Origin of the sequence: Sphingopyxis sp. A083 (assembly GCF_001468495.1) — a bacterium.
Classification (GTDB): Bacteria; Pseudomonadota; Alphaproteobacteria; order Sphingomonadales; family Sphingomonadaceae; genus Sphingopyxis; species Sphingopyxis terrae.
The window spans coordinates 35,704-60,519 of sequence record NZ_LNSK01000002.1 but is presented as its reverse complement, the minus strand read 5'-3'; the positions used below and the strand labels follow the sequence as shown (position 1 = coordinate 60,519).

Here is a 24,816-nt window from a genome sequence, read left to right as displayed (position 1 = left end):
CCGCCGGCCAATTACGCCCACAGCGGCAAGGCAAAGCACGATACTCCGTTATCCTCTCCCTCCCCCCTTAGGGAGGTGCGCCGGCGGCCCCATCCGCCGGCGCAAATTTTTCAGCTTTCGCCGAACAGGTCGCGCTGCGCCTCTTCGAGCGCTTCGAAATAGCGGCGCCGTGCATGTTTTTCGGTGACGACGCCGATCACCTTTCCGCCATCGTCGACCACCGCCAGTTCATCGGCCGAGGCGGCATCGAAGGCTGCGATCATCGCCTCGACCCCGGTTGCGGGGTGCAGCGTGTCGTCGGTGAGCGTCGCAAGGCTGGCGATCGGGGCATCACCCGCAATGTCGGGATGATAGGCCGCGGCTGTGACGACGATTCCGCCATAGCGGCCCTCGCCATCGGTCAGCACCGCCTTGGCCGTCGAACCGAGCGGCACGCGCAGGCGGAAATCGGCGACGGTCATGGCGGCGGGGACGGCCGTCCAGTCGGTGCGCATGATCCGTCCGGCGGTGAGCGTCAGCAACCGGCCGATGTCGCGCGGACTGCGGATCTTCGAACCGCGCAAATGCAGGCGCCAGGTCGAGAAGCTGTAGCCGAACCATTCGCGCGTCAGCGCGCTCGACACCAGCGTCGCGGTCAGCACCACGCCCATCAGCGCGAAATCATGGGTCGTCTCGAGCATCAGCACCGCGAGCGTCATCGGCCCGCCGACGACCGAGACGCTGAGCGCCGCCATGCCGACCAGCGCCGCGTCGTTGGGATCGAGCGCGATGCCGAGGGGGCTCATGTTGACGAGTCCCGCGAATATCTGTCCGATCAGCGACCCCAGGAACAGCGAGGCAAAGAACAGCCCGCCGCGAAAGCCGAAGCTGAGCGACACGACCGACGCCGCGATCTTGAGCAGCAGCACGATGGCGAGGAAGGACAGCGCCGGGCGGAGCACCAGATCAAGGTGCAGCGCGCCATGCCCCGCCGACAGCGTCTGCGGCGACACCAGCGCCAAGGGGATCAGCAGCAAGCCGCCGATGAGTGGCCGCCAGCCTGCGATCCTTTGCCATCCCTGAACGCGAATTTCGGCGAAGGTGACGAGCCGCATGATGAGGATGCCGAACAGCGCGGCGACCAGCCCGAGCAACGCATAGGCAAGATAGTCGGCGGTCGAAAAAGCGCGGTCGACAGTCGTCGCGATCAGATAGGGATCGACGCCGAGCGCGCGGCTGACGAATACGGCCGACAGCGCCGCGACCATCACCGGGGCGATCGCGGCGGGGGTATAATTGCCGATGACGATCTCGAACGCATAGAAGGCGCCGGTCAGCGGGGCGCCGAAGGCCGCGCCGATCGCCCCGCCCGCCCCGGCGCCGACCAGCGTGCGCAGATCGTTGCGGCGCAGTGCGAACCACTGGCCGAGCTGCGAGGCGAAGCCGCCGCCCATCTGCGCATAGGCGGCCTCGAGCCCCACCGACGCGCCCGCACCGTTCGAGATGATCGTCTGCGACGCGATCACCAGATTGTCGGCAAAGGGAATGCGTCCGCCATGCAGCGCGTTCGCCTCGACCACGTCGACGGGCATGCGCTTGCGGTTGCGCAGGCCGCGCGCGAGCAGGACGAGCAGAAGGCCGCCGATGGGCAGCGCGACCAGCTTCCACGGATGATGGATCTCGCCGAGCGCGCTCAGCCGGTTGATCGTGACGCCGTAAAGAAGCTGCTGGATGCCATGCGCCAGAAATTGCTGGATGTTCGTCAGCACCCCCGCCGCCAGCCCCGCCAGCGCGGCGAGCAGGATGAACGCCGCCTCACTCTCGCGCAGCCGCCGACGCTGCCGCGCGGCGGCGATCAGCAGACGGGTTTTGCGTATCCGGAACACGTCGGCGCTCCAAGCGCGGCGGCGGCTCCGGGTCAAGTGTTAAGCCGCTTCGTCCCCGTGACATGCCTCGCACAGCGCCGCGATGATGCGCTGCATCTTGGCGTCGGACAGGCTGTAATAGCGCGTCTGCGCCTCGCCGCGCGCCGACACGATACCCTGGTCGCGAAAGCGCGCCAGATGCTGCGACACCGCCGATTGCGACAGCCCGCTGAGCTCGGTGAGTTCGCCGACGGACACTTCGCGCTCGTCCATCTGGCACAGCATCAGCAGCCGCTCGGGATGCGCGAGCAGCTTCAAATAGTCGGCCATCTCGCGCGCATCGCGTTTCAGGATCGAAAGGTCGGTCGGCTTGGTCATGGGGAGAGGGTTCCTTCACGGCCATCGTCGCGCAGGACGATGTAAATCGCGGGAATAACGAGCACGGTGAGCAGTGTCGAGGAGGCGAGTCCGAAGAGCAGCGAAATCGCAAGTCCCTGAAAGATCGGGTCGGTCAGGATCGTCGCCGCCCCGATCATCGCCGCCGCCGCCGTCAGCACGATCGGCTTGAAGCGGATCATCCCCGCTTCGAGCAGCGTATCGCGCAGCGGTTTGCCCTCGCCCTTCGCATGGTTGATGAAGTCGACCAGCAGGATCGAATTGCGCACGATAATCCCGGCCAGCGCGATGAAGCCGATCATCGACGTCGCAGTAAAGGGCGCGCCGAACAGCATATGCCCCAGCACGATACCGACGAGGGTCAGCGGGATCGGCGTCAGGATCACGAGCGGAATCTTGAAATTGCGGAACTGCCCGACGACCAGGACATAGATGCCCAGGAGCGCAACCATGAAGGCGGCGCCCATGTCGCGGAAGGTCACCCAGGTGATCTCCCACTCGCCGTCCCACAACAGGGTCGGCACCTGTTCATCGTCGGGCTGACCATTGAAGCGGACCACCGGCTTTTCCATCCCGTGCGCCTTCCAGTCGAACGCCTCGATCGCGTCGTCGACCGCAAAGATGCCATAGATGGGGGCTTCATATTCCCCCGCCAGTTCGGCGGTGACCATATCGGCGGCGCGGCCGTTGCGGCGGAACAGCGCGGGCGATCCCTCCTCCTCGCGCGCATCGACGATCTCGCCGAGCTGGACGAGCCGCCCGCCCGGTCCCATCGTCGCAACCGGCGTCGCGGCAAGGTCGGCGCTCCAGCTGCGCTGCGACTGATCGAGCGCGATGCGGATCGGCAGCGGATCGCGCCCGTCGCCGCGCGGCGCATAGCCGACGGTCTGCCCGCCCAGCAGCGCGCCGATACTGTCGAAAAGCTGGCGCTCCGAAATGCCATAGGCGTCCATCCGCGCCCGATCGGGTATCAGCCGCAGCCGCGGGCGCGGGACGCCGAAGCTGTTGTCGACATCCACCACATAGGGGACGGTGCGGAACAGCGCCTCGACCTGTTCGGCGGTCTTGCGCCGCGTCGCTTCGTCGGGACCGTATATTTCGGCGAGCAGCGTCGCGAGCACCGGCGGCCCCGGCGGGGTTTCGACGACCTTGATCGACCCACCGGCGGGCAGCGGCAGCGCTTTCTTCAGCCGCTGGCGCAGATCGAGCGCGATGGCGTGGCTCGACCGGTCGCGCTCGCCCTTGGGCGCCAGCGTCACCATCAAATCGCCCATCTCGGGCCGATTGCGCAGGAAATAGTGCCGCACGAGGCCGTTGAAATTGAACGGCGCCGAGGTGCCCGCATAGGCCTCCATCGACCGCGCCTCGGGAATCTGCCGCACCACCGCCGCGGCGGCGTCGAGCGTGCGCCCCGTCGTCTCGAGCGACGTGCCCTCGGGCATGTCGAGGACAAGCTGCACCTCCGACTTGTTGTCGAAGGGCAGCAGCTTGACCGTCACCGCCTTGAAATAGAACATCGAGCAGGCGACGAGCGTCGCGGCGCCAACGGCAATCAGGAAATTGCGCGCGCTCTTGCGATCGCGGATCACGCGGATGGCGACGCGGCCATAGAGCGCGCCGAGCTTGCCCCCGCCCGCATGGTCGTGCGCGCCCTGCGCCAGCGTATCGCGCGCAAAGCGCACCATCAGCCACGGCGCGATGATCACCGCGACGAAGAAGGAAAAGAGCATCGCCGCCGAGGCGTTGATCGGGATCGGCGCCATATAGGGGCCCATCAGTCCCGATACGAACAGCATGGGAAGCAGCGCCGCGACGACGGTCAGCGTCGCGATGATCGTCGGATTGCCGACCTCGGCGACCGCATCGACCGTCGCGTCGATCCGGCTGCGCGCGTCGGCCATCGCCCAGTGGCGCGCGATATTCTCGATCATCACGATCGCGTCATCGACCAGGATGCCGATCGAAAAGATCAGCGCGAACAGGCTGACGCGGTTGATCGTGAAGCCCATGATGTTCGACGCGAACATGGTGAGCAGGATCGTGGTCGGGATGACCACCGCCGTCACCCCCGCCTCGCGCCAGCCGATCGCGAAGCCGATCAGAATGACGATCGACACCGTGGCAAGTCCGAGGTGGAAGATCAGCTCGTTCGCCTTTTCATTGGCGCTTTCGCCATAATTGCGCGTCACCGCGACCTCGACGCCCGGCGGGATCAGGCTGCCGCGCAGCGCCTCGACCCGCGCGACCACAGCGTCCGAAACATTGACGGCATTGGCCCCCGAACGCTTCGCGATCGCCAGGCTGACCGCGGGCGCCATCGACCAGCGATCGCCCGCGCCCTTGGCCCAGCGCCATGCGCGCGCCTGATCCTCACCCGGCCCCTGCGTGACCGTCGCGACATCGCGCAGATAGACGGGATTGCCGTTGGCGGCGCGCACCGTGATCGTCGCCAATTGCTCGGCGCTGCGCACCGTCTGTCCGGCAACGACGGCGGTCGCCGCGCCGCCCTCGCGCACCGTCCCGAGCGGGAAGCTGCGGTTTGCCTGCCCCACCGCATCCATCAGCGCGCCGAGCGAGACGCCATGCGCCGCGAGCTTTGCCGGATCGGGAACGACTCGAAGCTGTTCCTCCTGCCCGCCGGTGATGAAGGTCAGGCCGACATTGTCGACCTTCGCAACCTCGGTCCGCAAGCGGGCGGCGAGCGACCGCAGCGCCTGCTCGTTCCAGTCGCCGCGCGCGCCGGCCTTGGGCGACAGTGTCAGAACGACGATCGGCACATCGCTGATCCCGCGCACCGTCACCTGCGGCGGCTGGATGCCCTGCGGCAGCTTGTCCATATTCGCCGACAGCCGCTCGTTGATGCGGATTGCGGCGTCGTCGGGGTCGGACCCGACCAGGAAGCGCGCGGTGACCATCACCCCATCGTCTTCGGCCTGGGTATAGACATGTTCGACGCCGTCGACGCTCTTGACGATGGTCTCCAGCGGCTTGCCGATCAGCTCGACCGCATCGCTTGCGGACAGGCCGGGCGCCGCGACCATCAGGTCGACCATCGGCACGCTGATCTGTGGCTCCTCCTCGCGCGGGATCGTCATGATCGCGAGCAGCCCCACCATTATGGCGGCGAGCAGCATCAGCGGCGTCAGCGGACTGCGGATCGTCGCGCGCGTCAGCCGCCCCGACAGGCCCAGGCTCATTTGCCTGCCGCTCCGCGCGCCACCGCGATCAGCGTGTCACCCTTGCCCGCGCCCGACAATATCTCGACCCGCGCCGGATCGTCGGTCGGCGCGATCTGGACGGGCACTCGCGACGTCGCATCCTTGCCGACGATGATTGTCACATAGTCGATGCCATAGCTGGTTTCGACGAAGCGGCGCGGAACGACCAGCGCCTGCCGCTCGCCGACCGCAACGCGCGCCGTGACGCGGCGACCGACCATCGTGCTGGCAAGTCCGGGGATCGGAACGTCGGCCAACATCTGCCCGCCGCTGACCGCGGGATAGACGCGGCCGACGCTGGCGCGCGGCGGCGCCGCGCCCTTGTCGTCCGAAAGCCCCGTTGCCAGCACCGCGCTACCGACATGAACCTTGTCGGCCAAGGTTTCGGGCAGTTCGAGGCGCAGGACCATCGGTCCCGAGGTGATCGTCGCGATCGACGTGCCGGGCGCCACCGCCGAACCCGCCGGAACCTGCGCGATCAGCACGCGTCCGGCCGAGGGAGCGATCACCGTGCCCTGCCCGGCGACCGCACCGACCGCCGATTGCTGCGCCCGCGCCGCCGAAACTTGTGCCCGCGCCGCGCGCGCCTGCGCCTCGGCCTGATCGAGCCGGGCCTGCGCATAGACGCCATTGGCATGGAGGTAGCGCACGCGCTCCAGTTCGGCATCGGCCTGTGCGGCCTGCGCCTGCGCCGCCGCCGCCTGCGCGCCATAGGCCGCGCCTTCATAGCCGAGCCGGCTGTCGACGACGCGGCCGATCACCTGTCCCTTGCGCACCATGTCGCCTTCGCGGACACTCAGACTGTCGAGGATGCCGGGAATGCGCGCGCGGGCGTCGGCCATGTCGACGCTCGTTACCAGCGCGCCAACATCCTTCCAGTCGGTGATCGTCACCGGCTGCAACGCCAGCCTTTCGCCCGCGACGGCCGCGCTCTTTTCGGCGGGCGCGCTCGTCTCGCCGCCACAACCACCGAGCGACAGCGATACGGCGAACAGGGCGCCGGTGAGCAGCGCAGAGGTGTGCAGGGATGATGGGCGCATCGTCAATTCCCCGTCACGACCGGCAGGCCGGCCGCGCGCCAGGCGCCCATGCCGCCCGCAAGATGGGTGTCGATGTCGGGCCGCCCCGCCGCCGCCTTGTCGAGCGCCATCGCCGAACGGCGACCCGCGGCGCAGGTCAGGATGACCGGCTTGTCACCCGCCGGAAGCGCGCTTGCCTGAAAGCGCGACAGCGGCATCGACAGCGCGCCTGCGACATGGCCGCTCGCGAATTCGTCCGATTCGCGGACATCGACCAGAATCGCCTCGCCTGCCGCCAACATCTCGGCAAGCGCATGCGGCGCGATTTCCTTGTGCGCCGGACGGCGGAACAGGTTCAGCATGGTCAAAAACTCCTTGCGCGGACCCGGCCGATGGCGGGTTGATTAATTCAGCTATTGCTAATATTATTTAAATCTAATATGAAGGTCAACAGATATTGCACTCGAGCCTTCTGGGTCGCCCCAAATCGAGTGCGGCCGCGATGCGGAGGCACACCGTCCGCCCCGCATCGCGGCCACCCCCAGGGAAAGCCGGCGGCGCCCCACGCGCGCCGGAGCAAGGAGAGAGAAGATGTCGTTACCGCGGATCGTCGTTCTGGGTGCCGGACTCGGTGGCACCATCGCCGCTTACGAAATACGGGAGGCCTCCAAGGGCAAGGCCGAGGTGATGGTGATTTCCGATCAGGAAAATTACTGGTTCGTCCCCTCCAACCCCTGGGTCGCGGTCCGCTGGCGCGAACCCGAAGCGATCTGCGTTCACCTGCCCCCCGTCATGAAGCGCAAGGGGATCGATTTCACCGCGGTCGGCGCAAAGCGCGTCCACCCCAAGGAAAATCAGGTCGAGCTGAACGACGGCGCCTTCGTCGATTATGATTATCTGGTCATCGCGACCGGACCGAAACTCGCCTTCGACGAGATCGAGGGCTTCGGGCCGGAGGCGAACACCGTATCGGTATGCGCGACCGATCATGCCGCCGCCGCGGCCGATGCCTTCGACCGCTTCTGCGAAAATCCGGGGCCGATCGTCGTCGGCGCCGCACAGGGCGCCTCCTGTTATGGGCCGGCCTATGAATTCGCGTTGATCCTCGACACCGAACTCAAGCGCCGCAAGCTGCGCGACCGGGTGCCGATGACCTTCGTCACCGCCGAACCCTATATCGGCCATCTCGGCCTCGACGGCGTCGGCGATACCAAGAGCCTGCTCGAAAGCGAGCTGCGCAACCGCCACATCAAATGGATCACAAATGCGCGCGTCACCAGCTTCGAGGCCGGCATGGCGCATGTCGAGGAAGTCGCCGAGGACGGCAGCGTCAAGGCCAAGCACGACCTGCCCTTCGGCTATTCGATGCTGCTGCCCGCCTTTCGCGGCGTCGATGCCGTCTTCGGCATCGAAGGACTGACCAATCCGCGCGGCTTCATCATCGCCGACAAGCATCAGCGCAATCCGACCTTCGCCAACATCTATTCGCTCGGCGTCTGCGTTGCCATCCCGCCGGTCGGCCCGACCCCCGTCCCGGTGGGCGTGCCCAAGACGGGCTTCATGATCGAATCGATGGTCACCGCGATCGCGCAGAATCTGAAGCTGGAGCTCGCCGGTCAGCCGCCGAAGCATGAGGCGACGTGGAACGCCGTCTGTCTGGCCGACTTCGGCGACGGCGGCGTCGCCTTCGTCGCGCAGCCGCAGATCCCGCCGCGCAACCTCAACTGGTCGTCGTCGGGCAAATGGGTCCATCTCGCCAAGATCGGCTTCGAAAAATATTTCCTGCGCAAGGTCCGCAAGGGCGAGAGCGAGCCCTTCTACGAAAAGCTCGCGATGCATGCGCTGGGGATCAAGAAACTCCGCTTCTGACGAAAGGAAGACCCATGAACCTCGATCGTGCCGTTTTGCGCTTCGCGGGCCTCGTCGTGCTGACGAGCGTGCTGCTCGCCTGGTTCGTCCATCCCTGGTGGATCGGACTCGCCGCCTTTGCCGGGCTCAACATGATCCAGGCAAGCTTCACCGGCTTCTGTCCCGCGGCGGCCATTTTCAAGCGGCTCGGCGTGCGGCAGGGAGCCGCCTTTAAGTGAAACGCGCCGCGACCCTGCTGACGGCGGCATGCCTTGCCGCGCTCGCGCTGCCGCATCCTGCGGCGGCGCAGGATCTGGCGACCGCCATCGCCGACGCGCGCGCGCACTCGCCCGCGCTCGAAGCGGCGGCTGCCGATGCCGATGCCGCCGCCGCGCGGCTTGCACAGGCGCGCGCCGCCGCCGGTCCCACCGCCAGTGTCGAGGGCAGCGTCGGCACCGGCCGGCTCGACCCCGGCGGCTATTTCGGTCTGACCGCGCAAAGCGTGACCCCCAGCGCCGTGCAACTGGTCGGCGAATACCCGCTCTACGCCGGTGGACGGATCAGCGCCGCGATCGATCAGGCCGCAGCGGGCAGCCGCGCCGCGACGCTTGGCAAGGATATGGCGCGCCAGAATCTGACCCTCGCGACTGTCGGCGCCTACGCCGAAGTGCTCACCGCGCGCGATCTTGTCGCGAGCTATGGCAAGCTCGTCGATGCGCTGGGCGAGATCGTTCGTCATACCGGCCTGCGCTACGACGTCGGCGATGCGACGAGCAGCGAGGTCGCACAGGCGAAAGCACGCCGCGCCGAGGGACAGGCCGGTCTCGTCCAGGCCCAGGGCCGCCTCACCGCCGCACTCGCCCGCCTCGAGCGGCTGACCGGCAAGCCTGTCGGCGATCTCGCCCCCCTGCCCCCGCGCCCCGAGGTTCCCGCGACGCTCGGCGAAGCCGTCGAGGCCGCCGTCGCCGCGAATGTCCTGCTCGCGCAGGCCGATGCCGGGGTCGACGGCGCTGCCGCGGGGGTACGCGCCGCCAAGGCGACCAACCGCCCGCAGCTCGGCGTCTTTGCCGAGGGCGCGCGGATCCGCGACCAATTTTTCCCCGACTATCGCGCCGACAGCGTCACCGTCGGGCTGCGCGGGCGCTGGACCTTCTTCGACAGCGGCGCGGGCAGCGCGCGCGTCCGCGAGGCGCAATCGAAACTCTCGGCCAGCGAAGCGCGGCTGCGTCAGGCGCGCGACGACGTCACCCAGGCGGTGATCGAGGCGTGGAGCGGGCTCGACAGCGCCGAACGCGCGCTCGATGCCGCGCGCGATGGCGACGCCGCGGCGCGCGAAGCGCTGCGCGGCACCCGCCTCGAAGTGCGCTCGGGCGCCCGCCCGCCGCTCGCCGAGCTCGATGCCGAACGCGAAGCGATCGCCGCGACCGCACGGCTCGCCGAAGCGCAGGCATCGGTGCAGACCGCGGCGTGGCGCCTCCGCCTGCTCTGCGGTATCGAATAGGCCTCCTCCTCCACTGGACAAACGGCGCCGCCTCACTATATTAGTTTTATCTAATATTTTGAACGAAGGAATGATCGCATGGACGACCTTCACCGTGATTCCGCCGCCGCGCTGATCGCCAAGGCGCGCGCGACCGGCCATATTCCCGTCGTCAAAAGCTTCTTCGACGAACCGACCTTCACCGCGACGCACGTCGTCCACGACCCGGCGACGCGCAGGGCGGCGATCATCGATTCGGTGCTCGATTTCGACCAGCCTTCGGGCCGCACCAGCCACGCCTCGGCCGACGCGATCGTCGATTATGTCCGCCGCGAAGCGCTGACCGTCGAATGGCAGATCGAAACCCACGCCCATGCCGACCATCTCTCCGCTGCCCCCTATCTGCAGGCGAAGCTCGGCGGCCAGATCGTCATCGGTCGGCATATCGAAACGGTGCAGACGGTGTTCGGCGCCATTTTCAACGAAGATGAGCGCTTCGCGCGCGACGGCTCGCAGTTCGACCGGCTGATGGCCGACGGCGAGCGCTTCATGCTCGGCGAGATCGAGGGAATGGTGCTCCACACCCCCGGCCACACGCCGGCGTGCATGGTGTGGATCATCGGCGATGCGCTGTTCACCGGCGATACCTTGTTCATGCCCGACTATGGCACCGCGCGCGCCGACTTTCCCGGCGGCGATGCGCGCACCCTCTATCGCTCGATCCAGCGCTTGCTGTCGCTTCCCGGCGAAACGCGGCTGTTCCTCTGCCACGATTACAAGGCGCCGGGTCGCGACAGTTTTGCCTGGGAAACGACGATCGCGGCCGAGCGCACCGCGAATGTCCATGTCCACGAAGGCGTGGACGAAGATCAGTTCGTCGCGATGCGCGAGGCGCGCGACAAGACGCTGTCGATGCCGCGGCTGATCCTGCCGTCGATCCAGGTCAATATGCGCGCCGGTCATTTCCCCGAACCCGAAGCGAACGGCACCCGCTATCTGAAGCTGCCGCTCGACACACTCTAGGATCGCGCACGCAATGACCGACCCCATGACGCTCAGCCTCGCCCAGATGATCCTCGGCGCCCTCTCCGGGGTGCTTGTCGGCTTCACGCTCGGGCTGGTCGGCGGCGGCGGGTCGATCCTGGCGGTGCCTCTGATGGTCTATCTCGTCGGAGTGCCGCAGCCGCATGTCGCGATCGGGACCGCCGCACTCGCCGTCGCCGCCAATGCAGCAGTCGGGCTGACCAACCACGCGCGCGCCGGCAATGTGCGCTGGCCGTGCGGGCTGACCTTCGCCGGCGCCGGGATCGTCGGCGCCTTCGCCGGATCGACCCTCGGCAAGAGTTTCGACGGCGCCAAGCTGCTCTTTCTCTTCGCGCTGCTGATGGTCGTCATCGCGGTCATCATGCTGCGCAAGCGCGGCCAGGTCGGCGATCCCGCGGTGCGGATCAGCCGGGAAAATGCGCCGCGCCTGCTCGGCTACGGCCTTGGCAGCGGAGCGTTCAGCGGCTTTTTCGGCATCGGCGGCGGCTTTCTGATCGTCCCCGGCATCGTCGCCGCGACGGGAATGCCGATGATCAACGCGGTCGGCACCTCGCTCGTCGCGGTAACCGCCTTCGGGCTCACCACCGCCGCCAACTATGCCTGGTCGGGCCTCGTCGATTGGCAGCTTGCGGGGCTGTTCATCGCGGGCGGCGCGCTGGGAAGCTGGCTGGGGCTCAAGGGTGCGCAGCGCCTGTCGGCCAGAACCGGGCGGCTCAACACGCTGTTCGCGCTGCTCGTTCTCGTCGTGGCCGCCTATATGCTCTACCACAGCGCGGGGGCCATGCTCGGCTGAGCGCATATCACATTTACACGATATTATGAATTATATATGATCGCTGTCGAGCGAGAGGAAGCTCCCAGAGGAATCCCGATGCCCGACAACAGCGACAACCGGCCCGCTGCGCGCCCGATCCGCATCGGCGACACCGCGCCCGATTTCATCGCGCGCAGCACCGCCGGACCGGTGCGGCTCAGCGATTATCGCGGCCGGTGGCTGCTCTTCTTTTCGCACCCCGGCGATTTCACCCCTGTCTGCACCAGCGAATTTCTGGCCATCGCACGCGCAGCCGATCGCTTTGCCGAACTCGATTGCGCGCTACTCGCCCATTCGATCGACAGTCTTTTTTCGCACCTTGCATGGATCCGCGCGCTGCGCGACGACTTGGGCGTTGCCATCCCCTTCCCGATCGTCGAGGATCCCTCGCTCGAAATCGCGCACGCTTTCGGCATGGTCGACGCCCAGTCCTTCAGCGCCGCGACGGTGCGCGCGGCCTTTTTCATCGATCCCGACGGCGTCGTCCGTGCGCTGACCATCTATCCGCTGACCGTCGGCCGCTCGATCGACGAGATGGTGCGCACCGTCGCGGCGCTCCAGCGCACGAGCGACGGGTCGGCGATGACGCCCGCGGGTTGGCAGCCCGGCGACGACCTTCTCGTCCCGCCCGAACTCGCCACCGAAGGCGTGCTCGCGGCCGACAATCCGACCGGCTGGTTCTACACGCTCGCGAAGGATGCCAGGGCGCAATGACCGGTGAGGCGCTCATCGACGACGATCTGGTCGAACTGCTGCGCGTCCTGGCGCATCCGGTGCGGCTCAAGCTGATCTTCGCCGTGCGCGATCAGGAGCTTGCTGTGGGGCAGATCGAAAGTGCGACCGGCATCGGCCAGCCGCTGCTCAGCCAGCAACTCGGCGTGCTGCGCAACGCGCGGATCGTCGAAACGCGGCGCGAGGCGAAGCAGATTTTCTACCGCCTGAAACCCGAAGCGCTCGCGCCCGTCCGCGCGCTCGCCGACCAGTTCGGCGCCAGTCCCGCCGCGACGACAAGCACCCGCGACGCCTCCGCCAGCGCCGCCCATTTCGCGAGAATTTTGCGCTAGAATCCTGGTGCTAGCTAGCCCCGATCGCCGTCGATCTCGATCTGCCGCGTGGCAAGCGCCCGCATCGCGGGGCGGTGGCTGACGAGGATCAACCCGCTTCCCGTCTCCGCAAACCACTCGCCCAGCCGCACGATCAGCCGCGCCTCGGTCGCCCCGTCGAGCCCTTCGCTCGGTTCGTCGAGCAGCAGGAACGGCCGCTGCGCCAGCAGCGCTCGCGCCAGCGACAGCCGTTTGCGCTGTCCGCCCGACAGCCGCGCGCCGTCGTCGCCCAGCCAGCAGTCGAGCCCACCGGGCAATTGCGCAACGACATCGTCAAGGCAGGCAACGGTCAGCGCCGCCTGCATCTCGTCGCGCGTGATGCCCGGCCGTGCGAGCGACAGATTGTCGGCCACACTGCCCGCAATCATCGCCGCATCCTGCGCCGCGAGCGCGAACAGCGACCGCCGCGCCGCGAGCGGCAAGCCTGCCGCATGCAATCCGCCGATCCGCACATCTTCGGGCGCATCGTCGCGCAGCCCCGTCAGCGTTTCGAGCAGCCGCGTCTTCCCGCTCCCCGACCGCCCGGCGAGCAGAACGCGGTCGCCCGGAACAATGCGGTGCAGGGCGCCCGCGACCGCCAGTTCGACGATCGGCTGCGCCGGCGCGCCGTCGCTCGCCGGGGCGGCGGCGTCCGGAAACATCGCATCGAGCCGCGCGCGCGCGCCGCGGCTCTTCCAGCGTTGAATGTCGAGCCGGGCGAGGCCGCCGACGATCTCCATCGCGGCGGTCGCCGCAAGCGCAGCGAGCGCAATAACCGGCGCACTCGCGGGCGACAGCGCGACAATCGCGGCAACCGCCGCGCCGGTCAGCCCCCAATGGACGATCGACAGGATCGTGTCGGCGTCGGCCATCACCGCGCGGGCGCGATGCAGCGGCGCTTCGGCCGCGGCGATCGCGGCGCGCACCTCGGCAGCCAGCCCATAGACCGCAATATCGTCGCCCCCGGCGGCGAGTTCGACATAGCATCGCTTGAGCGCACCGAGCGCTGCGCTTTCGGCGTCGAGCGCCGGGGCGATCCGATCGCGCCCGATCCGGCGCGCCACCGCAAAACTCGCCGCGGCGGCGAGCAGCAACGCCGCCGCAGCTACCCAGCCCGCGAGTGCCATCAACAGCATCGTCCCCGCGAGTGTTGCGATACCCGACGGCACCAGCGTGGTGCGTAGCAGCGCCTCCTCCAGCGTTTCGACGTCGCCGCCAAGCCGCGCCGCGACATCGCCGCGATTGTGGAGCAGCGCCGTCGCCGGCGGCGCCGCGATCAGCCGCGCGAACAGGGCGGCGCGCACCTCGGCGAGAGCGAATAGCATCGCCTGATGGCTGAACAGCCGCTCGCCATAGCGCGACAGCGTCCGCAGGATCGCCAGCCCGCGGATGGCGGCGCTGGGCACCAGATAATTGAACGCCTTGACCGCCGCGGCGCCGGTCAGGCCGGCAATTGCCGCGCCGGTCAGGAACCAGCCCGACACTGCGAGCAGGCCGATCGCCGACAGCGCAGCGACCGCAGCGCCCGCCATGCCGAGCAGCACCGCGCGGCGCTGGCCCGCGCGCGCGGATCGGAGCAGCGCCTCGATCATCCGATTTCGACCACGCTGTCCGCCAAGGCGATCAGCGCCGGATCATGCGTTGCGGCAATGACCGTCCGGGTCATCGCAGCGGCGCGCAACACCGCGACGACGCGCGCAGCGCTCGCGGCGTCGAGGTCGGCGGTCGGCTCGTCGAGCAGCAACAGCGGGCGCGCCGACAGGAGCGCGCGCGCCAGACCGATCCGCCGCCGCTCGCCACCCGACAGGCCGCTGCCGCGGTCGTCGACAACCCAGTCGATCCCACCGCCGCGTGCGGCGATCAGCGATGCAAGGCCAAGCGCGTCGAGCTCGGCGATGATCGCGGCGTCGCCCACATTCGACCCTCCAACGAGCAGGTTGGTGCGCAGGCTGCCGGGCAACAGCAAGGGCCGCTGCCCTGCCCAGCCACACAGCGGAGCAAGCGCGCGCGGGTCGATCGCGGCATCGTCGGCGTAAAGGCGGCCCGACTCCACGGGCACCTGCCCGATCAACGCGCGGAGGAGGCTGGTCTTGCCCGATCCGCTCGGCCCGACGATCAGGTGAAGACCGGGTCCGGTCCAGCGCGCGCTGATCGGCCCGATCGCCGCGCCTTCGGGATGCCGGACGACCAGCGCGTCGACGACGAGCACCTCCGGCGCGCTTTTCGCCGGCGGAGCAACCGTGGGAACCCCCGTCGGCGCCTCTGCGGCGGCAAGCGCCGCCAGCGCCGCTTCGCCTTGCTGCTTGTCGTGATAGGCGGCGGCCAAACGGCGCATGCCGAGATAAAATTCGGGCGCAAGCGCGAGGACGTAAAAGGCCTCGGCGAAGTCGAGGCTTTCGGGCGCGCGAAAGGGCAGCAGGCCGAGCAGCGAAAAGCCGCAATAGACCGCGACGAGCGCGACCGCGAGCGCGCTGAAGAATTCGAGGATCGCGCTGGATGCAAAGGCGATGCGCAGCACGCCCAGGGTCCGCTCCGCCAGATCGCGCGCCGCCCCGCCGATCTGACGTGTGACACGATCCTCGGCGCCATAGGAGAGGATCAGCGGCAGCGCGCGCACCCGGTCGACGAACAAGCCGCCGAGCCGCGACAGCGCCCCCAGCTGCGCCTCGCTCGCCCGCGCCGCGGCGCTGCCGGCGAGCGCCATGCCGATCGCGAAGGGTAACAGCGTGCCGAACAGGATCGCCGCGGCGACGCCGCTCGCAGGCAGCGCCGCCAGCGCGATCAGCAACGGGGAAAGCATCGCGGCACGGCGCAGCGGCAGGAAACGCGCAACATAGGGCTCGATGCGGTCGATCGCGGTCACCGCCAGTTCGGCATCTTCACCGATCAGGCGTCCGCGCCCCGCCGCGCTCACCATCAGCGCCGGCGCGACGCGCGCGCGCAGCTCGGCGGCAAAGCGCGCGGCGTGGCGTAGGCCGATCGCAAAGGCGCCGCCCTGCAAAGCGCCGCGTGCCAGCGCCGCGCCAACCAGCAGCAGCATCCACGCCCAGCCCGCAATGCCGAAGCCCGCGTCGCCCCCTCCGCCGCCGCGAAGGTCACGCGCGACGTCGAGCGCCAGCAATTGCGCGAGCGCGAGCGCGAAGAGCACCGCGGCCACGGCATCGCCAAGCCAAGCGGCCAGGGCACCGCGGCTGGCGGCGGGTGCTGCAGATGTGGCGTTATCTCTACTTGACATTTTTCTAATATTCACACATTCCCATATTCATTAAATGACGATGCCGCAAGCCGTGCGGCACCCCGCCGAGTCGCTGTTCAGGAGTGGCGCCATGGACCTGGCCGTAGTCGAATTATCCCGCCTGCAATTCGCCCTTACGGCGATGTACCATTTCCTCTTCGTTCCGCTGACGCTGGGGCTTTCCTTCATGCTGGTGATCATGGAGAGCATCTATGTCATCACCGAAAGGGAAATCTGGCGTACCATCACGCGTTTCTGGGCCCGACTGTTCGGGATCAACTTCGTCCTCGGGGTCGCGACCGGCTTGACGATGGAGTTCGAATTCGGGATGAACTGGTCCTATTATTCGCACTATGTCGGCGACATCTTCGGCGCGCCGCTCGCGATCGAAGGGCTCATGGCCTTTTTCCTCGAGGCGACCTTCGTCGGGCTGATGTTCTTCGGCTGGGACAAATTGTCCAAGCAACTCCATCTGCTCGTCACCTTCCTCGTCGCGCTGGGGTCCAACCTGTCGGCGCTCTGGATCCTGATCGCCAATGGCTGGATGCAGAATCCGGTCGGGTCGCGCTTCAATCCCGACACGATGCGCATGGAAGTCGTCGACTTTTATTCGGTGCTGTTCAACCCCGTCGCGCAGGCGAAGTTCGTCCACACGGTCAGCGCCGGCTATGTCACCGCCTCGGTCTTCGTTCTCGGCATTTCGGCCTGGTATCTGCTCCGCGGCCGCTACACCGCGCTCGCGAAGCGCTCGCTGACCGTTGCCGCGGCCTTCGGCCTCGCCTCCTCGCTGTCGGTGGTCGTCCTCGGCGACGAATCGGGCTATGCGCTCACCGATCATCAGAAGATGAAACTCGCCGCGATCGAGGCGATGTGGCACACCGAAAAGGCGCCCGCCGGGCTCACCCTCTTCGGCCTGCCGTCGGTCAAGGACCGCGAGACGCGCTATGAAATCAAGATACCCTATGTCCTCGGCCTGATTTCGACGCGCAGCTTGACCGGGCAGGTTCAGGGGATCAACGAACTGGTCCTCCACGCGCAGGAACGCATCGAAAGCGGCAAGCTCGCCTATGGTGCGCTCGAGGATCTGAAGGCCGATCGCACCAACGCCACCGCGCGCGCGACCTTCGAGGCGAACCGCAGCAACCTTGGCTATGCGATGCTGCTCAAGCGTTATGTCCCCGATCCGCGCAACGCGACCGCCGACCAGGTCATGCAGGCGGCGTGGGACACGGTGCCCAACGTCCCGGTCACCTTCTGGCTGTTCCGCCTCATGGCGGGGCTCGGCTTCTTCTTCATCGGCTTCTTCGCCCTCGCCTTCTATTATGCGACGGTGCGACGCTTCGATGTGAAGTGGTTCCTGCGCGCCGCGGTGATCATCATGCCGCTGCCGTGGCTGGCCGCCGAAATGGGCTGGGTGCTCGCCGAATATGGCCGCCAGCCATGGGCGATCGAGGGCGTGCTGCCGACCTTCCTCGGCGCATCGAGCCTGACGGTGGCGCAGGTCTGGACGACCATCGCGGCCTTCACCCTGCTCTACAGCGCGCTCGCTTTCATCGAGGTGCGGCTGATGCTCGCGGCGATCCGCAAGGGCCCCGAGTCCAAGCGCGGCCGCGACCTTGCCTCGGGCATCGAACCCACCGACGCGGGCTATGCCCCGCTGCCGGCCGAATAAGGAGGATCAGACGATGGCGATTCCCTTCGACTATGAAACGCTCCGCCTGATCTGGTGGCTGCTTCTCGGCGTGCTGCTGATCGGCTTCACGCTCACCGACGGCTACGATCTCGGCGTCGCCACACTGCTGCCCTTCATCGCGCGGACCGACGAGGAACGGCGGCTGGCGATCAACAGCATCGCCCCGACGTGGGAGGGGCATCAGGTTTGGCTGATCCTCGGCGGCGGCGCGATCTTCGCCGCATGGCCCTTTGTGTATGCGATCAGCTTTTCGGGCTTCTATCTCGCGATATTCCTTGTCCTCGCGGCGCTGATCCTGCGCCCCGTTGCGTTCAAATATCGCTCGAAACACGACGATCCTGCCTGGCGCAGCCGCTGGGATTGGGCGCTGTTCGTTGGCGGTTTCGTCCCCGCACTGGTGTTCGGGGTTGCGGTCGGCAACGTCCTTCTGGGCGCACCCTTCCGCCTCAATAGCGACCTGCGCGCCTTTTACGAAGGCTCGCTGCTCGGCCTCTTCTCACCCTTCACCTTGCTCACCGGCCTGCTGTCGGTGGCGATGGTCGTGCTGCACGGCGCCGGCTGGCTCGCGCTCAAGGCCGAGGATGGCGTCGTGATGGACCGGGCGCGCCGCTGGGGCAAGATCGCCGCGCTGCTCGTCATCGCGCTGTTCGCGATCGGCGGGGTGATGGTCGCCACGATGAATATCGGCTACCGGCTGGAGGGCGAACTCGATCCCGCCGGCCCCTCGAACCCGCTGTGGGCAACGTCGGTCCCGGCGGCGGGCGCATGGCTCGACAATTATGGCCGCCACCCGTGGATGCTGCTCGCGCCCATCCTCGGCTTCCTTGGCCCTATCCTCGCCTATGTCGCGATCGCCGGGCGCAAGCAGAGCCTGCTCTTCGTCGGCTCGGCGCTCGCGGTGGTCGGCATCATTTCAACGGTCGGCCTGTCGATGTTCCCTTTCATCCTGCCCAGCTCGATCGACCCGCATTCGAGCCTGATGGTCTGGAATGCATCGTCGAGCCACCTCACCTTGTGGATCATGCTCGTCGTGACCCTGATCTTCCTGCCCATCGTCCTCGCCTACACGGCGTGGGTGCTCAAGATATTGTTCGGCCGCGTCACGCTCGACGACGTTCGCACCAACCCCGATTTCTACTGACCGGAGGAACACGCCATGTGGTATTTTACCTGGGTACTCGGGCTCGGCCTCGCGGTCGGCTTCGGCATATTGAACGGCTTGTGGCACGAATTCCACTCGCCCGCCGACGACGACGCGACGCTCTGACCGGCAAAGCAGCCATGAAAAAGGCCGGCGCAGCCCATGCTGCACCGGCCTTTTTCTTTCACGAGATCGGCGCCTTAGGCGGCGCCGTCCTGCCAGCCGCCGCCCAGCGCCAGGAACAGCGCGACCAGATAGGTCGCGCGCTGCTGTTCGGACTGGGCGATGCTCGCCTGGATCTGCGCCAGCGAGCGCTCGGCATCGAGTACGACCTGAAAATTCTCGCGCCCCGCCTGATAGCGAAGCCGCGCGATCCGCGCCGCCTCGCCCGCTTCGTCCGCTGCACGGCGTAGCGCGGCAAGCCGGTCGAGTTCGCCGGCATAGTTGGCGAGCGCGCTTTCGGTTTCCTGAAGCGCGCCGAGCCAGGTGCCGTCGAAGATCGCGAGCGCCGCGTCGGCGCCGGCCTCCGCCTGCTTCAGCCGCGAACGCGCGACCGCGATGTTCGGAAAGCTCCACGAAATCAGCGGCCCGATCGAAAAGCGGAAGCTGTCGGACTTGCCCAGCCCCGAAACCGCGTCGGCGGTCGATCCGACCGACCCGCCGATGCTGATGCTGGGATAAAGATCGGCGGTCGCGACATTGACGCGCGCCGCGGCGGCGGCGAGCTGGCGCTCGGCCCGGCGAATATCCGGGCGGCGGGCGAGCAGCGCGGCGCCGTCACCGACCGGAATCGGACGGTCGAGTTCGGGCGGCGCCTGGCATTGCAGCGCGGCCTGCGGCGCTTCGGCAGGCGGCTTGCCGGTCAGCAGTGCAAGGCGATAGAGCGCCCCGGCGCGCTGCGCCTTCAAGGTCGGCAGGGTCGCGCGCGTCTGTTCCAGCAGCGCCCCCGCCTGCCCTGTGTCGAGCCGCGTCGCGCGTCCGCCTTCGAACAGCCGGCGCGTCAGGTCGAAGGTCTGTTCCTGAATGCGCAGCGTTTCCTCCGCCACCGCAAGCTGGCGGTTGTAGGCGCAGACGTCGGCATAGGCGCGCGTCGTTTCCGCCGCGACCGTGATGCGCGTCAGGTCGAAGGCCGCCTGCACCGCGTCGGCATCTGCGCGGCTCGCGCGGATCGCACTTTCGACGCGCCCGAACAGATCGACCTGATAACCGATGTCGAGCCCGACATCATAGCTTTCGCCCTCGACCGGGCCGATGCCGGTGACACTGCCCGGCTGGCGGGCGTAGGTGCCGCTGGCGCTTATTCCGGTGGTCGGCAGGCGCCCCGCTCGCGATTCCTTCAACACCGCGCGCGCCTGTGCCAGATTGGCGGCGGCGACGCGCAGATCGGTATTGGCGGCGAGCGCCTCTTCGACGAGCGCGTCGAGCGTCGGGTCGCCGAACAGGCTCCACCAATGCCCCGCCGGCTGCTCGCCGGTGAAGGCGGGCGATTTGCCTGCCTCGAGGAAAGGCGTCTGTCCGGGAGCGGCGGGGGTCGGCGACACATAGGCCGGACCGACGGCACAGCCCGACAGTGCAAGCGCGGCGGCACCGGCCAGCAGGACATTACGGCTCATCATGGCATCTCCAGCGGCGCATCGCCGCCCTTGTTGGTGCGGCCGCGCGCGAACCATTGCTGGACGCGATAGCCCAGCTTGCGCGACACGACGTAGAAGATCGGCGTGAAGATCAGCCCGAATATGGTGACGCCGAGCATGCCGAACGTCACCGCCGTGCCGAGTGCCTGGCGCATTTCCTGCCCCGGCCCGCTTGCCACCGCGAGCGGGATGACGCCGAAGATGAACGCAAAGCTGGTCATCAGGATCGGACGCAGGCGCGACTGCGCGGCGTGAAGCGCGGCGTCGAGCGGGGCCATCCCCTCCTCTTCTTCCGCCTGCTTGGCGAATTCGACGATCAGGATCGCGTTCTTCGCCGCGAGCGCAATCAGCACGACCAGCCCGACTTGCGTCAGGATATTATTGTCCATCCCGCGCAGGTTCACGCCCAGCATCGCCGCCAATATGCACATCGGCACGATCAGGATCACCGCGAGCGGCAGCGGCAGCGATTCATATTGCGCCGCCAGCACCAGGAAGACGAAGACCACCGCGAGCAGGAAGATCAGCACCGCGCTGCTCCCCGCCTGCTTTTCCTGATAGGCAAGGCCCGTCCATTCATAGGAAAAGCCCTGCGGCATCGTCTTCGCGGCCAGTCCCTCCATCGCGGTCAACGCCGCACCCGACGAGACGCCCGGCGCCGCCTGTCCCTGCAGTTCGACCGCGGGGAACAGATTGTAACGCACGACGCGGGTCGGACCGCTGTCGTCGCGGAAGGTCGCGACCGACGAGAGCGGAACCATCTCGCCCGACGAGGACCGCACCTGCAATCGGCCCACATCCTCGATCCGGCTGCGCGCGCTTGGTTCGGCCTGAGCCGTGACGCGGAAGGTGCGGCCAAGGAAGTTGAAGTCGTTGACATAGGTCGAGGCAAGATAGGTGCCGAGCGCGGCGTAGACCTGGCTCGGGTCGACGCCCAATATCTGCGCCTTGTCACGATCGACATCGGCGAAGATGCGCGGGCTTCCGGTGTTGAACAGCGAAAAGACCTGCGTGACGTCGGGCACCTGCTGCGCCCCGCCCATCATCGCCTGCGTCACCTTTTCAAGGTCGCGATAGCTTTGCCCCTCGCGCGCCTGCAGCATCATGGTGAAGCCGTTGCCGTTGCCAAGGCCCTGCACCGCGGGCGGCGCGATGACGAAGGCGTTTGCTTCAGGGAGCGCCATCGCGAGGACGCCCGACAGCTTGCCCGACAATGCGCTGGCGCTCAGATCGCTGCCGCGCTCACTCCAGTCCTTCAGACGGATGAACATCGTGCCCGCGTTCGATGCGGTCGAAAAGCTCGCGCCGTCGAGCCCCGAAAAGGTCGCGATGCTCTCGACGCCGTCGATCTGCGACACCGTCTTCTGCGCGCGCGCCAGCACCTCGCTCGTGCGATCGAGCGACGCGCCGGGCGGAAGCTGAACCACGCCGATCAGCACGCCCTGATCCTGATCGGGGATGAAGCCCGTCGGCGTATCTGCGAGGCGCCAGCCGGTCGCGGCGAGCAGTACCGCATAGATGCCCAGCATCAGCGCCGTCTTGCGGATCAGCGACGCGGTGGTGGTGCCATAGCGTTCGGACAGCCGGTCGAACCCGTCGTTGAACCTGTCCGCGGCGCGGCGGACCACGCGCATGACCCGGTTCTTCGGTTCGGCATGATGCTCCTCGTGCGGCTTCAGCAGCAGCGCCGCCATCGCGGGCGACAGGGTGAGCGACGTCAGCAGCGAAAAGACTGTCGCCGCCGCGATCGTCACCGCGAATTGCTGATAGAAGATGCCGGGGATGCCGGGAATGAAGGCGGTGGGCACGAACACCGCGACAAGGACGAGGCCGATTGCGATCAGCGCGCCCGACACTTCGCTCATCGTCCGGTGCGCGGCTTCGCGCGGGGTGAGGCCCTGACGAATATGCTTCTCGACCGCCTCGACGACCACGATCGCGTCATCGACGACGATCCCGACCGCGAGCACCAGCGCGAACAGCGACAGCGAGTTGATCGAAAAGCCGAGCGCCAGCTGCACCGCAAAGGTGCCGATGAGCGCCACCGGAATCGCGATGATCGGGATGATCGCCGCGCGCCAGGTCTGCAGGAACACAAGCACGACGATGACGACGAGGATGATCGCCTCGATCAGCGTTTCCTGCACCGCGCTTACGGACGCCTGCACATATTCGGTCGGGTTGAAGGGGATTTGATATTCCAGCCCCGGCGGAAAATCCTTCGACGCCGCCTTGACCTCGTCAAGCACCAGCTTCGCGGCATCGAGCGCGTTGGCGCCCGGCTGCTGGATCACCGCCATGCCGACGCCCGGCTGGCCGTTGAAAACGCCGCGCACGCCATAATCCTGACTGCCCAGCTCGACCCGCGCGACGTCCTTCAGCCGCGTGATCGCACCATTCTGCGTATCGGTCTTGATCACGACATTGGCGAATTGTTCGGGCGTCACGAGGCGTCCCGGCACTTCGACCGGAAGCTCGAACGCCGGATTGCCCTTGCCATAGGGCGGCGCGCCGACCGAGCCGCCGGCAACCTGGACATTCTGGCTCTGCAGCGCCGCGACAATCTCGGTCGCGGTCAGGTTTCGCGCGGCGGCCTTGTCGGGGTCGATCCACACGCGCATCGAATAATAGCCGCCGCCGAAAATCTGCACCCCGCCGACGCCCTTCAGGCGCAGCAGCCGGTCGCGCAGCGTCGAATTGGCATAGTTGCCGACATAATCGAGGTCGATCGCCGGATCGGTCGTCGTCAGCGCGACGATCATCAGGAAGCCGGTTTCCTGCTTGTTCACCTGCACGCCGATCTGGCGCACCTGTTCGGGCAGGCGCGGTTCGGCGAGCGCAACGCGGTTCTGGACGAGCACCTGCGCCGCATCGAGGTCGGTGCCCGGCTGGAATGTCACCGTTATCTGCGCCAGACCCTGCGTCGAGGACGACTGGATATAGAGCATATTCTCGACGCCGTTGACCTCCTGCTCGATGGTCGACGACACCGTTTCGGCGATCGTGTCGGGCGAGGCGCCGGGATAGGATGCGGTGATGCTGATCGTCGGCGGCGCGATCTCCGGATATTGGGCGAGCGGAAGCTGCGGATAGGCAAAGGCGCCGATCAGCGTGATGAAGATCGCGATGACCGCCGCGAAGATCGGGCGGTCGACGAAAAATCGGCTGAAATTCACTGTGCGCCGCCCTTGCCCGCTGCTGCGCCAGCTGAGGCAGGCTTCGCGGCCGCCTTCGCGGGCACGACCTTGCCGTCGGCACCGATCCGGCCCGCCTCGATCTTCGCGGGCTTGCCCGGCATCGCGCGCTGGATGCCGCCGACGACGACGCGATCCTTGGCGGTGATGCCCGAGCGGATCACGCGCAGCCCGTCGATGACGGGTCCAAGCTCGACCGGGCGCGCCTGCACCACATCCTTGTCGCCGATCACATAGACCAGGCGCCGCGCCGCATCAGTAACGATGGCGGTGTCGGGGACCATGATGGCGGCGTGCGGCGCTGACGCGGCAAGCTGAAGCTGGCCGAACATGCCCGGGCGCAGCTTGCCATCGGGGTTGGGCACGACGGCGCGGACGGTGATCGTCCCCGATCCGTTCGACAGTGCGTTGTCGACAAAGTCGATCCGCCCCGAAATCGCATAATCCTGCTGTCCTTGCAGGCGGATACGCACCGGCGCGCCGTCGAGCTTGTCGCCGCGGCGTTCATAGCCGAGCAGGCTCGCCTCGGACCCCTGGAAGCTGAAATGAATGGGGCTCGTCGACACGATCGTCGTCAGCACCGTCTGATCGGCGCTGACCGCATTGCCCGGATCGACCAACCGTTGCGAAATACGCCCCGAAATCGGCGCGGTGACGCGCGTGAAACCGACGTTTAGCTGCGCCGATCGCACCGCGGCCTGCGCCGCCGCCACATCGGCTTCGCCCGCGCGCACGGCGGCACGGCGCTGCTCAACCTCCTCGGTACTCGCCGCTTGCGATGCGGCCAATGTCGCCGAGCGCGCGAATTCGGTTTTTGCGTTCGCCAAGGTCGCGTTGGCGCGCGCCAACTGCGCGCGCGCCTGATCGAGCGCCGCCTGGTTCGGGCGCGCATCGATCGAGAAAAGAAGCTGCCCGGCCCGCACATATTGGCCGTCGGCAAAATGCACGCGCTGCAAATATCCCGACGCGCGCGGCCGCACTTCGACACTGTCGATCGCTTCGAAACGGCCGACAAAATCATCCCACTCCGTCACGTCGCGAACGAGCGGCTGGGACACGGTGACGGGAAGCGACGGCGGACCGCCCTGTCCTTGGTCGCCGCCGCCCGAACAGGCGGCCAGCGCTAGCGAAAGGCACAGGACGGGCGCGAGGAGAAAGCGCTTTTGCATGATCT

At 67.4% G+C, this 24,816-nt stretch carries 20 protein-coding genes; 10 read left to right on the top strand and 10 right to left on the bottom strand.

Going from position 1 to position 24,816, the window contains the following annotated elements; translation table 11 throughout:
* Nucleotides 1-110: 110 nt before the first annotated feature.
* Genes ATE59_RS04460 through ATE59_RS04440 form a run of 5 tightly spaced genes read right to left on the bottom strand, consistent with a single transcriptional unit; the run spans nt 111 to nt 6,839 of the window.
* Nucleotides 111-1,865: a chloride channel protein gene (locus tag ATE59_RS04460; RefSeq protein ID WP_051066403.1), complete on the bottom strand. Its 1,755-nt coding sequence runs from the start codon at nt 1,863-1,865 to the stop codon at nt 111-113.
* A 39-nt stretch (nt 1,866-1,904) separates the two neighbouring features.
* Nucleotides 1,905-2,222: an ArsR/SmtB family transcription factor gene (locus tag ATE59_RS04455; protein ID WP_058811346.1), complete on the bottom strand. Its 318-nt coding sequence runs from the start codon at nt 2,220-2,222 to the stop codon at nt 1,905-1,907.
* The gene (locus tag ATE59_RS04450) at nt 2,219-5,437 is read right to left on the bottom strand and encodes an efflux RND transporter permease subunit (RefSeq protein WP_058811345.1); all 3,219 of its coding nucleotides are present in this window, start codon (nt 5,435-5,437) and stop codon (nt 2,219-2,221) included. The genes ATE59_RS04455 and ATE59_RS04450 overlap by 4 nt, the downstream gene beginning before the upstream one ends.
* Complete coding sequence (locus tag ATE59_RS04445; protein WP_058811344.1) at nt 5,434-6,498, bottom strand: efflux RND transporter periplasmic adaptor subunit; 1,065 nt, start codon at nt 6,496-6,498, stop codon at nt 5,434-5,436. The genes ATE59_RS04450 and ATE59_RS04445 overlap by 4 nt, the downstream gene beginning before the upstream one ends.
* A 2-nt stretch (nt 6,499-6,500) precedes the next feature.
* On the bottom strand, nt 6,501-6,839 hold the full coding sequence (locus ATE59_RS04440) for a rhodanese-like domain-containing protein (RefSeq protein ID WP_058811343.1): 339 nt from the start codon (nt 6,837-6,839) through the stop codon (nt 6,501-6,503).
* Between the two features lie 229 nt (nt 6,840-7,068).
* On the opposite strand from ATE59_RS04440, the gene ATE59_RS04435 reads away from it, so the two are divergent.
* From ATE59_RS04435 to ATE59_RS04405, 7 genes are all read left to right on the top strand, one after another.
* Nucleotides 7,069-8,346, top strand: coding sequence for an NAD(P)/FAD-dependent oxidoreductase (locus ATE59_RS04435; RefSeq protein ID WP_003044349.1), 1,278 nt, complete (start codon nt 7,069-7,071; stop codon nt 8,344-8,346).
* Between the two features lie 14 nt (nt 8,347-8,360).
* Nucleotides 8,361-8,564, top strand: coding sequence for a YgaP family membrane protein (locus ATE59_RS04430; protein ID WP_058811342.1), 204 nt, complete (start codon nt 8,361-8,363; stop codon nt 8,562-8,564).
* Complete coding sequence (locus ATE59_RS04425; protein WP_058811341.1) at nt 8,561-9,826, top strand: TolC family protein; 1,266 nt, start codon at nt 8,561-8,563, stop codon at nt 9,824-9,826. Before ATE59_RS04430 ends, ATE59_RS04425 begins: the two co-directional genes overlap by 4 nt.
* Nucleotides 9,827-9,904: 78 nt before the next feature.
* Nucleotides 9,905-10,828: an MBL fold metallo-hydrolase gene (locus ATE59_RS04420; protein WP_058811340.1), complete on the top strand. Its 924-nt coding sequence runs from the start codon at nt 9,905-9,907 to the stop codon at nt 10,826-10,828.
* 13 nt (nt 10,829-10,841) lie between these two features.
* On the top strand, nt 10,842-11,642 hold the full coding sequence (locus ATE59_RS04415) for a sulfite exporter TauE/SafE family protein (protein WP_082657295.1): 801 nt from the start codon (nt 10,842-10,844) through the stop codon (nt 11,640-11,642).
* Between the two features lie 78 nt (nt 11,643-11,720).
* The gene (locus ATE59_RS04410) at nt 11,721-12,377 is read left to right on the top strand and encodes a peroxiredoxin (protein ID WP_058811339.1); all 657 of its coding nucleotides are present in this window, start codon (nt 11,721-11,723) and stop codon (nt 12,375-12,377) included.
* Complete coding sequence (locus ATE59_RS04405) at nt 12,374-12,727, top strand: ArsR/SmtB family transcription factor (protein ID WP_058811338.1); 354 nt, start codon at nt 12,374-12,376, stop codon at nt 12,725-12,727. Before ATE59_RS04410 ends, ATE59_RS04405 begins: the two co-directional genes overlap by 4 nt.
* Nucleotides 12,728-12,741: 14 nt before the next feature.
* Here ATE59_RS04405 and ATE59_RS04400 read toward each other — a convergent pair whose 3' ends face one another.
* Nucleotides 12,742-14,337, bottom strand: coding sequence for an amino acid ABC transporter ATP-binding/permease protein (locus tag ATE59_RS04400; protein WP_058811337.1), 1,596 nt, complete (start codon nt 14,335-14,337; stop codon nt 12,742-12,744).
* Nucleotides 14,334-15,980, bottom strand: a complete 1,647-nt coding sequence (locus ATE59_RS04395; protein ID WP_231737178.1) for an ATP-binding cassette domain-containing protein — start codon at nt 15,978-15,980, stop codon at nt 14,334-14,336. The genes ATE59_RS04400 and ATE59_RS04395 overlap by 4 nt, the downstream gene beginning before the upstream one ends.
* Before the next feature lie 91 nt (nt 15,981-16,071).
* Here ATE59_RS04395 and ATE59_RS04390 point away from each other — a divergent pair, with 91 nt between their 5' ends.
* The 3 genes from ATE59_RS04390 to cydX are packed head-to-tail and all read left to right on the top strand — an operon-like array spanning nt 16,072 to nt 18,940.
* Entirely contained in the window at nt 16,072-17,652 is a 1,581-nt protein-coding gene (locus ATE59_RS04390; protein ID WP_058811838.1) for a cytochrome ubiquinol oxidase subunit I, read from the top strand.
* Between the two features lie 13 nt (nt 17,653-17,665).
* Nucleotides 17,666-18,814, top strand: coding sequence for a cytochrome d ubiquinol oxidase subunit II (gene cydB, locus ATE59_RS04385; RefSeq protein WP_058811836.1), 1,149 nt, complete (start codon nt 17,666-17,668; stop codon nt 18,812-18,814).
* Between the two features lie 15 nt (nt 18,815-18,829).
* Nucleotides 18,830-18,940, top strand: a complete 111-nt coding sequence (gene cydX / locus ATE59_RS17495) for a cytochrome bd-I oxidase subunit CydX (protein WP_003044383.1) — start codon at nt 18,830-18,832, stop codon at nt 18,938-18,940.
* Between the two features lie 74 nt (nt 18,941-19,014).
* On the opposite strand, the gene ATE59_RS04380 is transcribed toward cydX, so the two are convergent.
* Genes ATE59_RS04380 through ATE59_RS04370 form a run of 3 tightly spaced genes read right to left on the bottom strand, consistent with a single transcriptional unit; the run spans nt 19,015 to nt 24,811 of the window.
* On the bottom strand, nt 19,015-20,430 hold the full coding sequence (locus ATE59_RS04380; RefSeq protein ID WP_331458654.1) for a TolC family protein: 1,416 nt from the start codon (nt 20,428-20,430) through the stop codon (nt 19,015-19,017).
* The gene (locus tag ATE59_RS04375) at nt 20,427-23,624 is read right to left on the bottom strand and encodes an efflux RND transporter permease subunit (RefSeq protein WP_058811335.1); all 3,198 of its coding nucleotides are present in this window, start codon (nt 23,622-23,624) and stop codon (nt 20,427-20,429) included. The genes ATE59_RS04380 and ATE59_RS04375 overlap by 4 nt, the downstream gene beginning before the upstream one ends.
* Nucleotides 23,621-24,811 carry an efflux RND transporter periplasmic adaptor subunit gene (locus ATE59_RS04370; protein WP_231737177.1) on the bottom strand — a complete coding sequence of 397 codons (1,191 nt, stop codon included), beginning with the start codon at nt 24,809-24,811 and terminating at the stop codon, nt 23,621-23,623. The genes ATE59_RS04375 and ATE59_RS04370 overlap by 4 nt, the downstream gene beginning before the upstream one ends.
* Between the last annotated feature and the right edge of the window lie 5 nt (nt 24,812-24,816).